Consider the following 14,240-nt stretch of genomic DNA (forward strand, 5'->3'; position numbering starts at 1 on the left):
CTCCCGATACGGAGCCATCACCGATGATCGACCTGCATTACTGGCCGACGCCCAACGGCCACAAGATCACGATCTTCCTGGAGGAGGCGCAGCTTCCCTATCGCATCCATCCGGTGAACATCTCCAAGGGCGAACAATTCGCGCCCGACTTCCTGAAGATCGCGCCGAACAACCGGATGCCCGCGATCGTCGATACGGCACCGGCAGACGGCGGCGCGCCGCTCAGCGTGTTCGAGAGCGGCGCGATCCTCCTCTATCTCGCGGACAAGGCCGGGCAGTTCCTGCCGACCGACCCGCGCGCCCGCATCGTGGCGACCGAGTGGCTGATGTGGCAGATGGGCGGCCTCGGGCCGATGCTCGGCCAGAACCATCACTTCACCCGTTACGCGCCGGAGAAGATCCCCTATGCGATCGACCGCTACGTCCGCGAGACGGCGCGCCTCTATGGCGTGCTCGACCGCCGGCTCGCCGATCGCGACTTCATCGCCGGCGACTATTCGATCGCGGACATGGCCTGTTATCCGTGGATCGTGCCGCATGAGGCGCAGGGGCAGCGACTGGACGACTTCCCCCATGTGAAGCGCTGGTTCGAGGCGATCGCCGCCCGGCCTGCGGTCGTCGCCGCCTATGCCAAGGGACAGGCGATCACCGAGCGCACGCAGATCGACGAGGAAGAGGCGAAGCGCGTGCTGTTCGGCCAGGGCCGGCAGTCCGCATGACCAGCCTGCCCGCGCTGATCGCCGCGACGAGGCCGGACGGCGATGGCGAGTTCCACGCGCTCGTGCCGGACAACTGGCTGCAGGGCCGCACCTGCTATGGCGGGGTCAGCGCGGCGCTGGCGGTACATGCGGCGCGGCAGGCCCATCCTGACCTGCCGCCGCTCCGCTCCGCGCAGATCGCCTTTGTCGGACCGCTCGCGGGGGCGATAGCGCTGCGGCCGACCCTGCTGCGCCAGGGGCGCAATGCGGCCTTCGTCCGGGTCGAGATCGTCGGGGAAGCCGGGCTGGGCCTGTCCGCCACCTTCGTCTTCATGCGCGAGCGCGAGTCGGTCATCGTGCAGGAGGCGGACCCCGCGCCAGTGGCAGCACCGGCCCCGGACGATGTCGTCACCGGCGGCCTGGCCGAGGTCGCCTTCACGCAGAACTTCCGCTTCCGCGATCATAGCCCGGCCGAAGCCCGGCCCCCGCGCTGGCTGCGCTGGGTCCGGCTCGACGCGCGGGAGGCGCTCCATCCCGAGGTCGAACTGATGGCGATCGGCGACGCCCTGCCCCCGGCGGCGCTGCGGCTCGCGCCCGCCCGGGTGCCGCTCAGTTCGCTGACCTGGCAGGTCGACCTGCTCGGCGCGATACCTGCCAACGAAAGCGGTTGGTGGCTGCTCCACGCCGCGGCGGATCAGGCCGGCGCGGGCGGCTCCAGCCAGCGCATGGCGATCTGGGACGGAGCCGGGCGCCAGGTCGCCACCCAGATGCAGAGCGTCGCCCTGTTCGGCTGAGCCTCTCCGACAATCTTTGCGACAATTTTCCAGCGGCGCGACACACGGCCGCGACGGACCGGCGTCAGAAGGGCGATCATTCGGACGGGACAGGGACCCGGCCCGAATCGGAGATCCGTCGCATGGAACCCTTTGCTTTGCTGCTCGCCGCCGTCCTGACCCAGACCGAAGCGGCGGCACCCCCGCCCCCGCCGCCACCGATGATCACGACCGGGCGTCGGGCCGACGCCGATGGCGACGGCGTCGTCACCCGCGAGGAGGCGATGGCCGCCTTCGACCGGCTCGACACGAACCATGACGGCCGGCTCACCGCCGAGGAACGTCGTGCGGGCCGACCGGACCGCGCCGGCTTCGCGATGCGCGGCGGACGGGATGGCGAGGATCGGCGCGAGCGCTGGGGTGACCGGCGGGGTGGCCCGGACGGCGAGCGCCGCGGTCCACCGCCGGGTGGCCCGATGCCCGATCGCGAGATGACGCGTGCCGATTTCCTCGCCCGTGCCGGCGACCGCTTCGACCGTCTCGACACAAATCATGATGGCCGCATCGATCGCGCCGAGATCGCCGCGGCGCGCGCGCACGGACCCGATGGCGGTCCGGACGGCGACGGCCCTCCCCCTTCCGCCGGGCGCTGATCCGGCGGAGCGCCGCCGTCCGCTCTCCTCCCCTCCCATTTGGGCGGGCGGCGGCTTTCCCGGAAGGAGCAACATGCTAGAGCCCGACGTCATGGGAGATCAGCCGCACCTGCTGCTCGTCGACGACGAGCGTTCGATCCGCGAACCCCTGGCGGTCTACCTGACCAAGCAGGGCTTTCGTGTCACCCAGGTGGGCGATGCCGAGAGCGCACGGGCGCGGCTCGCCGCCTATGCGATCGACCTTGCCATCGTCGACATCATGATGCCCGGCGAAGATGGCCTCAGCCTGTGCCGCCACATCGCCGCGACCAGCGACGTGCCCGTCATCCTCCTCACCGCCAAGGCGGAGGAGACCGATCGGATCGTCGGGCTGGAGATGGGCGCGGACGACTATGTCGTGAAGCCCTTCTCGCCCCGCGAACTCGCGACGCGGGTCAAGGTGGTGCTGCGCCGGACCCAGGCAGGCGGCACGCGCCAGCATGCGCCGGAAAGCGGCTCCTATGCCTTCGCGGGATGGGTGCTGAAGTCGGGCGAGCGGGCGCTGGTGGACCGCGAGGGGGTGTCGGTGCCGCTGTCGACCGGCGAATACAGCCTGTTGCTCGCGCTCGTCACCCGGCCGCGGCAGGTGCTGACCCGCGACCAGCTGCTCGACCTGACCCAGGGACGCGAGGCCGCCGCCTTCGACCGGGCGATCGACAACCAGGTCAGCCGCTTGCGCCGCAAGATCGAGGCGGATCCGCGCAATCCCGAGATCATCAAGACGGTTTGGGGCGGCGGCTACACGCTCGCCACCGGCGTGACCAAGCTGTGAGCGTCAGGCTGCGCCCCTGGCCGCACAGCCTCGCCGGGCAAATGGCGCTGCTGATCGCACTGGCGCTGTTCGTGGCGCAGGCGATCAATTTCGGACTGATCCTGCGCGACCGCGCCGGCTTCCGGCTGGCGCAGGCAACCCGGCCCGTCGCCACGCGTCTCGCCGATGCGCTGGACCGCGAGGCGCGGGGCGGTCGGGCGATCGAGTCGGGACGCGGCCGCGTCCGCCGGGTCGCCGCGGACCCGATACCGCTCGGGCTGGAGCGCCACCCCGAGGTCGCGACCGAGCTGCGCAGCCAGCTTGCCGAACAGGGCGTGACGGTGGGTCGCATCGATACCGGCTTCCGCAGCGGCGACGGGCGACCGGCCGATGCCGAGGAGCGCAGCCGCCGGCGCGGCCGCGTGCACGAGGAACATGCGGGCGACGAATTGCTGATCGCGGTCGAGCAGCCCGGCAAGGGCTGGCTGACCGTGAGCGTGCCCTGGCCGCAGAACAGCCGCCGGCTGTTGCTGGCGCTGCTCAGCCAGACGCTGATCCTCTACATCATCGTGCTGCTGCCGGTGCTGTGGATCGTGCGACGGCTGTCGCGGCCGCTGCGCGACCTGCGCCGGGCGGCGGAGCGGTTCAGTCCCGGCGATGCCGGGCCGCCGCTCGCGGTGGCCGGGCCGGACGACGTCGCCGCGCTGATCGAGGCCTTCAATGCGCTGCGCCGCCGCGTCGGGGCGATGCTCGACGAGAAGGACCGGATGCTCGGCGCGATCGGCCACGACCTGCGCACGCCACTGGCCGCGCTGCGGGTCCGCGTCGAGTCGGTCGAGGACGACAATGACCGGTTGCGCATGGCCGACACGATCGCGGAGATGAACCGGACCCTCGACGACATCCTGTCGCTGGCCCGGCTCGGTCGCCCCAGCGAGCCCGAAACGGAGGTCGACCTCGCCGCGCTGGTCGATGCGGTGGTGGAGGATTTCCGCGACCTCGACGCTCCGGTCGCGTTCGAGGAAGCCGACCGGCTGCGCATGCGGCTCCGCCCTGCCCTGATCCGGCGCGCGGTGCGCAACCTGATCGAGAATGCGGTCAAATATGGCGAGGCGGCAGAGGTCCGGATCGCCGCCTGGACCGACCGGGTGGCGATCGTCGTCGCCGATCGGGGGCCGGGCATCCCGGACGACCGGCTCGCCGACGTCTTCGATCCCTTCACCCGGCTGGAGACCTCGCGCAACCGCGAGACCGGCGGGATCGGGCTCGGCCTGGCGCTCGCCCGCGCCATCGTGCGCGAGGCAGGCGGCGACATCAGCCTCGTCAACCGCGCTGGTGGCGGGCTCGATGCGACCATCACCCTGCCGCGGCGGGGCTAAAGTTCGAACCACTCCGTCAACTCCGGTGCCCTTCGCGCAGTCGTATCCCCGACAGGAAGTGGACCTTCGACGTCGCCCGGCCCCAACGGATTGACCCGGATCCGGAAAAGCGACCTAGCCTTTACCCCCGCCGGCGCTCGCCCGAGGAGCCGCGCACGACCAGCCGCGCCGGCAGGATGCGCGGCGGGGCCGGGACGCCCGCGATCTGGTCCAGCAGCGTCTCGACCATGACCCGCCCGGCCAGCCCGGCATCCTGCGCCACCGTCGTCAGCGGCGGGTTGGCGAGCGCGGCGGCCGGGATGTCGTCGAACCCCACGACCGCGACGTCCTGCGGCACGCGCCGCCCCGACTCCGCCAGCACGCGCATGGCGGCGAGCGCGATCAGGTCGCTGGCGGCCACGATCCCGTCAAAGTCCATGCCGCTGTCGAGCAGCCACTGCGCCGCGCGCGCGCCGTCCTCGCTGGTCGACACCGCGTCCACCGTCAGCCGCGGGTCGCGCTCCAGCCCGGCCGCGGACAGTGCCTCGGCATAGCCGCGGTGCCGGTCGTGGTTCTCGGGATAATGGTCGCTCGAATGGCCGAGAAAGGCGATGCGCCGCCGGCCGCCCGCGATCAGATGCGCGGTCGCGTCGCGCGCGCCGGCGACATTGTCGCAGCCGATCGTCACGCCCGGCTGGCCGGGCTGGACCTGCCCCCAGCACACGAACTGCGCCCCGCGTTCCTCCAGCGCCTGGAGCCGGGGGCGATATTCCGCATAGTCGCCATAGCCCAGCAGGATCAGTCCGTCGGCGCGGGCATGGTCGGCATAGTCCGCCTCCCACTCCTGCGCCTGTTGCTGGAACGAGACGAGCAGATCGTAGCCCGCACCGCCGCAGGCCGCCATGACCGGGCCGAGCATGGCGAGGAAGAAGGGGTTCACCGTCGTCCCGTCCGGCGTGGGGTCACGGAAGATCAGCATCGCCAGCGTGCGCGACCGGCCCGACCGGAGGTTCGAGGCGGCGCGGTCGACGGTGTAATGGAGTTCGCGCGCGATCGCCTCGATCCGCTGCCGCGTCGCGGCGCTGACCGTCGGGCTGCCGCGCAGCGCGCGCGACACGGTCGGCTGCGACACGCCCGCCAGCTGCGCGATATCGAAGGAGGTCGCCCGGCCCGGCGGCCGGCGCTGGCCTGTCATGCTCTCTCCCTTGGCAAGCGCGAGCGTCGACCCAAGCCGATCGACGGCGTCGCGTCAACGGGCGGCGGGGCCGCTCAGGGCAACAGTTCGGCCGCCCCGCCGTCGGAGCGCGAACGGACCAGCAGCAGCGCAACGAGGCTGATCGCCGCCGCGGCGCTGAGATACCAGCCGACCGCCGCGAGTCCGCGCTCCATCGCCAACCCCTGCGCGATCAGCGGGGTGAGTCCGCCGCCGATCACACCGGCGACGTTGAACGCGATCGAGGCGCCGGTATAGCGCACCCGCGCCGGAAAGAGCGACGGCAACCATGCGCCCAGCGGCCCGTAGACGAAGCCCATCGCCAGCAGGGTCAGCGACAGGAAGGTGAAGGCGCCGGCCGCCGATCCATTCATCAGCGGCGCGATGGTGAAGCCGACCAGGATCGTCGCGACGCAGCCGCCCGCCAGTACCCGCCGCTCGTCCCAGCGCCGGTCCGCCAGCCACGCGGCTGCATAGATGCCGATTGCCATGAACAGGATCGCGCCGAGCTGCATCAGCAGGAACTGCTGCATGGCGAAGCCCAGCGTCTTGGTGCCATAGCCGAGCAGGAAGGCGGTGCCGACATAATAGGCGGCGAAGCAGGCGATCGCCCCCGTCGTGCCCGCCAGCGTCGCAAGGCCATGCCGGCCGAGCAGCTCGGCGATCGGAACCGCTGGCGGCGGCGCCTCGGCCAGCGCGGCGGCGAAGGCGGGCGTCTCGGTCAGCTTCAGCCGGATCCACAGGCCGAGCAGCACCAGCACCGCGCTGATCGCGAACGGTATCCGCCAGCCCCAGTCGCGGAACTCGGCGGGCGACAGCCACAGTCCGAGGAGCAGGAACAGGCCGTTGGCGGCGATGAAGCCGGCGGGCGCCCCGAGCTGCGGGGCGCTGCCATAGCGCGCACGCCATCCGGGCGGCGCATGCTCGACCGCGAGCAGGGCCGCCCCGCCCCATTCCCCGCCCAGGCCGAAGCCCTGGCCGAAGCGCAGCGCGCACAAGGCCACCGGGGCGATCCAGCCGGCATCGGCATAGGTCGGCAGCAGGGCGACCAGCGTGGTCGACACGCCCATCGTCAGCAGCGAGGCGACGAGCGTCGACTTGCGTCCGATCCGGTCGCCGAAATGGCCGAAGACGAGGCTGCCCACGGGCCGCGCGAAGAAGGCGACGGCGAGCGTGGCGAAGGCCGCCAGCTGCTGGGTGCCGGGTGCGCCCTTGGGGAAGAAGATCTCCCCGAACACCAGCGCCGCCGCGGTGGCATAGACGTAGAAGTCGTAGAACTCGATCGTCGTTCCGACGAAGCTCGCGAGCAGCACCCGCCGGTGCGAGGGGGCGGCCGTCGTCATGGGTGCCGGGCCAGCAGATAGTCGAGATTCTGGCGCACCGCGGGCCACTCCCGGTCGAGGATCGAATAGACGACGCTGTCGCGCAGGCGGCCGTCGGCCATCACCTGATGCCCGCGCAGCACCCCGTCCCGCGTCGCGCCGAGCCGCTCGATTGCCCGCTGGCTGCGCAGGTTCAGCGCATCGGTGCGGATCTGGACGCACTGGCAGCCGAGCGTCTCGAAGGCATGGCCCAGCAGCATCCGCTTGGCCTCGGTGTTGACCCCGGTGCGCTGCACCGCGACCGCATAGAAGGTGCCGCCGATCTCCAGCCGGCGGTGCGCCGGCGCCATGCGCATGAACCGGGTGGTGCCGACCACCCGCCCGTCCGCCGCCTCGACCGCGAACAGGCGGGCGCGACCGACATCCTGTTCGTGCATCGCCGCCGTCCACCAGCGCTCCGGCGTCTTCATCATCGCGACATTGGCGTAGAAGATGTTCCAGAGGTCGCCGGTCCGCGCCGCCTCGACCAGCGCCGGCAGGTCCGCCTCCGCCAGCGGGCGAAGGGTGACGTGACGCCCGATCAGCGTCGGCGTCTCCGTCCAGCCCGTCATCCCAGCCGGCCCTCGTGCAGGCGGACGACCCGGTCCATCCGCCGCGCCAGCCGTTCGTTGTGCGTAGCGACGAGCGCGGCCGAGCCTTCCTCGCGCACCAGCCGCAGGAACTCGGCGAGCACGATATCGGCGGTCTGCTCGTCGAGATTGCCGGTCGGCTCGTCGGCGAGCACCAGCGCCGGCCGGTTGGCGAGCGCGCGCGCGACCGCCACGCGCTGCTGCTCGCCGCCCGACAGCTGGCTCGGCCGATGGGTCAGCCGGTGGCCGAGACCCAGCGCGCTCAGCAGCGCCCGCGCCCGCACCTCCGCCTGCGCCGGTCCGATACCGTGCACGAGCTGCGGCAGCACGACATTCTCGGTCGCGTTGAAGTCGGGCAGCAGATGGTGGAACTGATAGACGAAGCCGAGCCGGTCGCGGCGCATCACCGTGCGGCCATGCGCGTCCAGCCGCGCCGCCTCGGTCCCCGCTATCATGATCGATCCCTCGAACCCGCCCTCGAGCAGACCCACCGCCTGCAACAGCGTCGACTTGCCCGAACCCGAGGGGCCGAGCAGGGCGACGATCTCGCCCGGCGCGATCGCCAGATCGACCCCGCGCAGGACCTGGATCGTCTCCTCGCCCTGGGTGAAGCTGCGGGACAGGCCGGTCAGCTGGAGGACGGGCTCACTCATAGCGCAGCACCTGCACGGGATCGGTGCTCGCCGCCTTCCACGCCGGATAGAGGGTGGCGAGGAAGGAGAAGACCAGCGCCATGGCGGTGATCACGATCACCTCGACCGGGTCAGTCTTGGCGGGCAGCTCGGTCAGGTACCGGATCGACGGGTCCCAGAGATTCTGGCCCGTCACGAGCTGGACGAAGTTCACCACCGCCTGGCGGTAGAAGAGGAAGACGAAGCCGAGCGCCAGCCCGGCCACCGTGCCGAGCGCGCCGATCGTCGTGCCCACGGTCATGAAGATGCGCATCAGCCCGACCCGCGTCGCCCCCATGGTGCGCAGGATAGCGATGTCGCGGGTCTTGGCGCGCACCAGCATGATCAGCGAGGACAGGATGTTGAACACCGCGACCAGGATGATGATCGACAGGACGGTGAACATCGCCACGCGCTCCACCGCCAGCGCCTCGAACAGTTGGGCGTTCATCGTCCGCCAGTCGCTGATCACCGCCGCGCCGCCGATCCGGTCGGCGAGCGGCTGGAGGATCGGGCCGACCCGGTCGGCATCCACCGTCTGCACCTCGACCATCCCCGCCGCATCGCCCATCAGCAGGAGCGTCTGCGCATCCTCGATCGGCATGACGATATAGGCCTTGTCATAATCGTAGATCCCGATCTCGAAGATCGCGCCGACGCGATAGCTGACGATCCGCGGCACGGTGCCGAACGGGGTCGTCTGCCCCTGCGGGCTGATCAGCGAGATCTCGCTGCCCACCGTCGCCCCCAGCGCATCGGCGAGCCGGCTGCCGATCGCCACCGTATCGCTGCCCGGCGTGACGCTGCCGAGCGAGCCCAGGATCACCTTGCCGCCCAAAGTGCCGTTCGAGCGGATGTCCTGCGTGCGCATGCCGCGCACCAGCACCCCTTCCACCCGGCCGTTATAGCTCGCCATCAAGGGCTGTTCGATCAGCGGCACTGCGCTGGTCACGCCGGGGGTGCGCCGCGCCTCCTCGACGATCTGTCGCCAGTCGGGCAGGCGCCCGCCGACCCCCTGCACCACGGCATGGCCGTTGAGCCCGACGATCTTGTCGAACAGCTCGGCGCGAAAGCCGTTCATGACGCTCATCACGATGACCAGCGCGGCGACGCCCAGCATCACCGCGACGAGGCTGATCGACGCGACCAGGAAGATGAACGCCTCGCCCTTGCCCGGCAGCAGGTAGCGACGGGCGATCATGCGCTCATAGTTGGACAGGATCATTGCGGAAACGGCTCTACGAAGCTCCGCGCGCCGACGCAACCGGATCGGTATTGTTGCATCGAATCCACAGCGTCGCGGCAATCGTAGCGCCGCCGCCACGTTCCCCCGTGACAAAGGCCATGGGCTTACCTAGCACGTCCTTGCTGAACACAGGCATGGCCGTGGTTCGGGGATACTCTGAACGCCCGCCCAACGAGGCATGCGGCGAAGGGTGAAAATGGGGGCTGACGAGCGATCGTCACGCAGGCGCCCGGATCGGAAACGGTCCGGGCGTTTGCCGTTGGGGCGGTGCGCGAGGTTTTGGACAGCCTAATGACTTACCCCACCGTTCGCACTGAGCCTGAGACTCACCTGTGCTTCGACTTCGCGCAGCCCGGACGGGTCAGCGCCGCAGCCCACGCTGGATGCCGTGCATGGAAAGCAACGCACGTCCGCCGATCGGTGTCGATCCAGGGGACCGCTCGGGACAGGCGACCGGCGGACGTGCCCGCCTTTCGTGTCTCCGACTGGCCGGGAGCTTCCGACTGCGACCCGTCGTCGACGCACCTGTCTATCGCATCGCGAGGCTGAACGACAGGTGAGCGGGGCGCCGGCCGCCCCGCCCAACCGGCCGTTCATCGTGTCAGAAGCTCGCCCCGACGGTGATGCCATAGGTGCGCGGGTCGCCGACGTTGCCGGCGATCAGGCCGGTGTTGCCCGGCGTGGTCGCGAGCACCTCGTAATAGTTCACGTCGAACAGGTTGCGCACCCAGCCGAACACATTGACACCCGCATCGGTGCGGAAGCCGAGCCGCGCGTTGACCAGCGTATAGCCCTGGATGTCGGTGTAGATCGAGCGCGAGGCGTTCGACGAGAACTTCGTGCGCGAATTGGCGTCGATCCCGACATAGGCCTCGCCGGCCTTGCCGAAGACCTGGGTCGGAAGATTATATTCGCCGCCATAGGACACGGCGAAGCGCGAGATGCCCGGCAGCCACTGGCCCGAGATGTCGCAGACGAGCGGGCTGTTGGTGCCCGGCGCGCCGGGCGCGCCGATGGTCGGATTGGCCGCGGTCGGGGTGCCGCCGCCCGACAGTTCGGGCGGGCACGGCGCATTGTTGAAGTCGACATATTTGGCGTCGGTGAAGGCGGTGTTGACGTAGAGGTTGAACCGGTCGCTCGGCCGGATCGCGAAATCCGCCTCGATGCCCCGCACCCGGACCTTGCCGGCATTGGCGAGATAGCCGCGCAGCGACGAGGTCGAGCTGTCGTTGACGATCGCCTGATAGTCGCGGATGTTGGTCCAGAAGCCGGTGACGTTGAGCGTCGCCTTGCGGTCCCAGAACTGCGTCTTGGCACCCAGTTCGAAATGATCGACCTTCTCGGGCTTGATCTGGGCCAACTGGGTCTGGACGACGCCGTTGACCACCGGCACGCCGTTGAGGTTCAGGCCGCCCGATTTGAAGCTGTGCGCATAGGTGCCGTAGAGCAGCACGTCCCGCGACGGCTTGTAGGAGGCGGTGAAGTCGTACGAAGCATTCCAGGCGCGGTAGGCCTCGTCCTGAAAGGCCTGGGGCTGGATCGCGTCGCGCTGCGCCGCCTGGCGCGCGGTGCCGCCGCTGTACGGCACGAGATTGCCCTGCCCGTCGCGGACGATGCTGACATAGCTGCCGACCTTGTCGTCGTAATTCAGGCGGAAGCCGGGCGACAGGGTGACGCTGTCGGTGACCTTGTAGTTGAGCTTGCCGAACACCGCGCCGGAGAAGTTCTTCAGCCGGATGTCGTTGTTCGCGGTCAGCCCGTTGAGGACCGACGGATCGTTCGCCAGCGCGCTGGTCGGGTTGATCAGCCAGCGGCTCGCCGACCGCCCCTGCTGCTGGATGCCGGTAGTGTGGATGTCCTGGTAGAAGCCGAACAGCCCCAGGACATAGTCGAACCGCCTGCCCTCGCCGGCGTAGCGGAATTCCTGCGTATACTGGTCCTGACGGGTCGGGTTCTGCGACCGGGTGGTGATCGGGAGGCCGGTGAAGTCGCGGTCGTTGGCCGGCTGCCAATCCCAGAAGCGCCAGGCGCTGACCGAGGTCAGCGTGCCCGAACCGAGCTGGTACTCGGCGCGCAGCGACAGGCCGCCCAGCGTGTTCTTCGCCTGCAGCGGGGCGTCGAGATCGGTCAGCCGGTCGAAGGCGTTGCGGCTGGGCGGCTCATAGCCCTGAGCGCGGGCCAGCGCGTCGAATTGGCGGGCAAGCGGCCTTTGGGTTGAGCCGACGCGCACGAAGATCTGCGCGCAGCAATTCGGGTTCTGCCGGGTATAGTCACCCGACAGCGTCAGGTTGAGGTCCTCGGTCGGCTTGTACAGGATCGCCGTGCGCAGACCGATATTGTCCTGCGAATTGACGTAGGTGCCGTTCGCGACATTGTAGATCGTGCCGCGCCGGCTGGTCGTCGTCAGGCCGATCCGGATCGCGACGTCGTCCGCCAGCGGCCCCGTCACCGCGGCCTTGGCCTGCTTGAACTCGAGATTGCCCAGCGTCACCTCGGCCCTGCCGCCGAAGGTGAAGCTCGGCGCCTTGCTGGTGATGTTGATTGCGCCGGCGACGGTGTTCTTGCCGTACAGCGTCCCCTGCGGGCCGCGCAGCGTCTCGATCTGCTGGACGTCGAGGAAGTCGAGCGTCGCGGCGGCGACGCGGCTGAGATAGACCTGGTCGATATAGACGCCCACACCCTGGTCGATGCCGTCGTTGGTCAGGCCGAGCGGCGCACCGAGGCCGCGGATGTTGACCGAAGAGTTGCGCGGATTGGTCGAATAGAATTGCAGCGTCGGCTGCAGCTGCTGGAGCCGCGCGACGTTGAAGCTGCCGGTGCTGTCCAGCTCCTTGACGCCGACGACCGACAGCGGGATCGGTACGTTCTGCGCCTGCTCGGAGCGGCGGCGCGCCGTGACGTAGATGTCGCGGCTCGCCGCGGTCGCGGCGGAGACGTCCTCGCGATCCTCGGTCTGGGTCGCCGCGCCCTCCACGTCCGGGGCGGCGGCAGCGGTCGTCGGCGGCGCGGTATCGGCAACCCCGGCGGTCTGGGCGGCCAGCAACAGGGCGAGCGTGATCGTCATTCGAAGTTTCCCCTTTATCGGGGGTAAACTCCATCATTTTGGTGGGTGTTCAATCAAGCTTCGCCTTTGGCATGGGGAAGATGAGCTTTATCACCGGCCTGGGGGCCGGTGCGCGGGTCTTGAAACCGCTTTTGTTCTTCCCAGATAGGTCGCGTGCGGCGCCGTTTCCGGGCCGCACATGAGGCACCGCGCCGAGTGCGGGTGCCGATCGCCAACTCGCTTCTGACGGAGGTTTTGACATGCGACTCGACCTGACCCCTTATCGCCGCTCGACCATCGGTTTCGACCGGCTCTTCGACCTTCTCGAGACGAACGCCCGCGCGTCCGCAGCCGAGAATTATCCTCCCTTCAACCTCGAGCGCGTCGCCGACGACCGCTATCGCATCACGCTTGCGGTAGCCGGCTTCAGCCGTGACGAGATCGAGATCACCGCGCAGCAGAACCTGCTGCTCGTCGCCGGCAAGAAGGACGACAAGGCGGCCAACGCCAACTTCCTGCATGTCGGCATCGCGAACCGCTCGTTCGAGCGCCGCTTCGAACTCGCCGACTTCGTGTTCGTCGAGGATGCGCGCCTGTCCGACGGCCTGCTCGTCATCGACCTCGTCCGCGAGGTGCCCGAGGCGATGAAGCCGAAGACGATCGCGATCAAGACGGGCGCTCCGCTCGCCGCGGTCGAAGCGCAGCCCGCCGCCGATACGGCGCAGGCGGCGTAACCAGCTCGGCGCCTGTTGCTCCCTTTTCCAGGCGCCGTGGGGCGTCCGGGCCGTCCGGCCCGGGCGCTTTCTTTTTTCCCGTGGAGGAGGCGGACATGGCCAGGACGGCGACGCTCTATCGCATGGCGACCCCGCAGCATCTCTGCCCTTTCGGGCTGAAGGCGCGCGATCTGCTGCGGCGGCAGGGCTATGAGGTCGACGATCACTTGCTCACCAGCCGCGCCGCACAGGATGCGTTCAAGGCCGAACATTCGGTCCAGACGACGCCGCAGGCCTTTATCGATGGGGTGCGGATCGGCGGCTTTACCGACCTGCTGCGCCATTTCGGCAAGCCCGTGCCCGATCCCCGCGCGACGGCCTACGTCCCCGTGATCGCCATCTTCGCCATGGCGGCGGCGATGGCCGCGGCGATGAGCTGGGCGTCGCTCGGCGCGCTCGTCACCGCGCGCGGCGCGGAATGGTTCGTCGCCGTGGCGATGTGCCTGCTCGCGCTCCAGAAGCTGCGCGATGTGGAAGGCTTCACCAACGGCTTCCTCGGCTATGATCTGCTCGCCCGCCGCTGGGTACCCTATGCCTATGTCTACCCCTTTGCCGAAGCGCTGGCAGGCGTACTGATGCTCGCGGGCGCCCTGCTCTGGCTCGCGGTCCCGGTGGCGCTGGCGATCGGCACGATCGGCGCATGGTCGGTGATCCGCGCGGTCTATGTCGAGCGGCGGGAGCTGAAATGCGCCTGCGTCGGCGGCGGCAGCAACGTGCCGCTCGGCTTCGTGTCGCTGGTCGAGAACGTGATGATGGTGGGTATGGCGCTGTGGATGGCGGTGCGGGGTTAGGTAGAGGGTGACAAGACCCTGTCCCCGTTCGTCATCCCCTCGGAGGCGAGATTTCTGCGAGCGTCCGAGTGTCCAATAATCCACGTCCACCCCGGCGAAGGCCGGGGTCTAGTTTGGCGAAGCTTCGCGTTACCTTACTGCCGTCTCCCAACTGGGCCCCGGCCTTCGCCGGGGGGACGGAGGACTTTGGCAGCAATCTTGCTCACGTGGTGGTGCCGGGCAAGGATGTCAGCCTCCACAACGGCCTTCCGCTGCCCAGCACCCCTCCCTTCGACGGAGC

13 protein-coding genes are annotated in these 14,240 nt (G+C 69.4%); 7 read left to right on the top strand and 6 right to left on the bottom strand.

Going from position 1 to position 14,240, the window contains the following annotated elements; translation table 11 throughout:
* Positions 1-23 precede the first annotated feature (23 nt).
* From IEX18_RS11515 to IEX18_RS11535, 5 genes are all read left to right on the top strand, one after another.
* Positions 24-719: a glutathione binding-like protein gene (locus IEX18_RS11515; RefSeq protein WP_188658916.1), complete on the top strand. Its 696-nt coding sequence runs from the start codon at positions 24-26 to the stop codon at positions 717-719.
* Positions 716-1,492, top strand: a complete 777-nt coding sequence (locus IEX18_RS11520; RefSeq protein WP_188658917.1) for an acyl-CoA thioesterase — start codon at positions 716-718, stop codon at positions 1,490-1,492. The genes IEX18_RS11515 and IEX18_RS11520 overlap by 4 nt, the downstream gene beginning before the upstream one ends.
* 122 nt (positions 1,493-1,614) lie before the next feature.
* Positions 1,615-2,124: an EF-hand domain-containing protein gene (locus IEX18_RS11525; RefSeq protein WP_188658918.1), complete on the top strand. Its 510-nt coding sequence runs from the start codon at positions 1,615-1,617 to the stop codon at positions 2,122-2,124.
* A 91-nt stretch (positions 2,125-2,215) separates the two neighbouring features.
* Complete coding sequence (locus IEX18_RS11530) at positions 2,216-2,935, top strand: response regulator (RefSeq protein ID WP_188659416.1); 720 nt, start codon at positions 2,216-2,218, stop codon at positions 2,933-2,935.
* Positions 2,936-2,976: 41 nt separating this feature from the next.
* On the top strand, positions 2,977-4,293 hold the full coding sequence (locus IEX18_RS11535; RefSeq protein WP_188659417.1) for a HAMP domain-containing sensor histidine kinase: 1,317 nt from the start codon (positions 2,977-2,979) through the stop codon (positions 4,291-4,293).
* Between the two features lie 121 nt (positions 4,294-4,414).
* Here the strand turns inward: IEX18_RS11535 and IEX18_RS11540 are convergent, their stop codons facing one another.
* The 6 genes from IEX18_RS11540 to IEX18_RS11565 all read right to left on the bottom strand — a co-directional run bounded on the left by IEX18_RS11540 (position 4,415) and on the right by IEX18_RS11565 (position 12,417).
* Positions 4,415-5,467 (bottom strand): LacI family DNA-binding transcriptional regulator, encoded by a 1,053-nt coding sequence (locus IEX18_RS11540; RefSeq protein ID WP_188658919.1) that lies wholly within the window; start codon positions 5,465-5,467, stop codon positions 4,415-4,417.
* A 74-nt stretch (positions 5,468-5,541) separates the two neighbouring features.
* Complete coding sequence (locus tag IEX18_RS11545; protein WP_188658920.1) at positions 5,542-6,828, bottom strand: MFS transporter; 1,287 nt, start codon at positions 6,826-6,828, stop codon at positions 5,542-5,544.
* On the bottom strand, positions 6,825-7,418 hold the full coding sequence (locus IEX18_RS11550; RefSeq protein ID WP_188658921.1) for a GNAT family N-acetyltransferase: 594 nt from the start codon (positions 7,416-7,418) through the stop codon (positions 6,825-6,827). The genes IEX18_RS11545 and IEX18_RS11550 overlap by 4 nt, the downstream gene beginning before the upstream one ends.
* Positions 7,415-8,089: an ABC transporter ATP-binding protein gene (locus tag IEX18_RS11555; RefSeq protein WP_188658922.1), complete on the bottom strand. Its 675-nt coding sequence runs from the start codon at positions 8,087-8,089 to the stop codon at positions 7,415-7,417. Before IEX18_RS11555 ends, IEX18_RS11550 begins: the two co-directional genes overlap by 4 nt.
* Complete coding sequence (locus IEX18_RS11560) at positions 8,082-9,332, bottom strand: lipoprotein-releasing ABC transporter permease subunit (RefSeq protein WP_188658923.1); 1,251 nt, start codon at positions 9,330-9,332, stop codon at positions 8,082-8,084. Before IEX18_RS11560 ends, IEX18_RS11555 begins: the two co-directional genes overlap by 8 nt.
* A 622-nt stretch (positions 9,333-9,954) precedes the next feature.
* Complete coding sequence (locus tag IEX18_RS11565) at positions 9,955-12,417, bottom strand: TonB-dependent receptor (RefSeq protein WP_188658924.1); 2,463 nt, start codon at positions 12,415-12,417, stop codon at positions 9,955-9,957.
* A 239-nt stretch (positions 12,418-12,656) separates the two neighbouring features.
* On the opposite strand from IEX18_RS11565, the gene IEX18_RS11570 reads away from it, so the two are divergent.
* Together IEX18_RS11570 and IEX18_RS11575 are read left to right on the top strand one after the other, a co-directional pair.
* Positions 12,657-13,130, top strand: coding sequence for an Hsp20 family protein (locus IEX18_RS11570; RefSeq protein ID WP_188658925.1), 474 nt, complete (start codon positions 12,657-12,659; stop codon positions 13,128-13,130).
* A gap of 95 nt (positions 13,131-13,225) precedes the next feature.
* Positions 13,226-13,960: a glutaredoxin family protein gene (locus tag IEX18_RS11575; protein WP_188658926.1), complete on the top strand. Its 735-nt coding sequence runs from the start codon at positions 13,226-13,228 to the stop codon at positions 13,958-13,960.
* The last annotated feature ends 280 nt before the right edge of the window (positions 13,961-14,240 follow it).

Origin of the sequence: Sphingomonas metalli, assembly GCF_014641735.1 — a bacterium.
Taxonomy (GTDB): Bacteria; Pseudomonadota; Alphaproteobacteria; order Sphingomonadales; family Sphingomonadaceae; genus Sphingomonas; species Sphingomonas metalli.